Source organism: Pseudonocardia sp. EV170527-09, from assembly GCF_008369905.1.
In the GTDB taxonomy this organism is placed as follows: Bacteria; Actinomycetota; Actinomycetes; order Mycobacteriales; family Pseudonocardiaceae; genus Pseudonocardia.
In genome coordinates this window covers 1-276 of the sequence record NZ_VRMC01000443.1, presented here as the reverse complement: position 1 = coordinate 276, position 276 = coordinate 1, and the positions used below count along the sequence as shown (strand labels likewise).

Here is a 276-nt window from a genome sequence, read left to right as displayed (position 1 = left end):
ATATCGACGACGTCGTCATGGTGCCAGGTGGGGCCAAGTTCAGTCTGCGTGACGGCACTGTCAGCTGGGATAACGGTGACCACTCGATCCGAATGCGCGCTGACACCGAGTACATCTCCCCCGCCGGTTACCGGATTCACATGGTCCACAACGATGCCGACGACCAGTGGTACCTCGAGGGCACCTACGGCGATTCGACGACCCTGCATAAGTGCTGCACGGTATCCGGTGGTGGAAAGTCGGAGATCTCCAAGGCCATATCGGACACCTTCCTGT

At 59.1% G+C, this 276-nt stretch carries 1 protein-coding gene; it reads left to right on the top strand.

Annotation, left to right across the window (positions count from 1 at the left end):
- On the top strand, positions 1 to 276 hold a 276-nt coding region (locus FVA95_RS29745; protein ID WP_149666976.1), incomplete at both ends, for a hypothetical protein.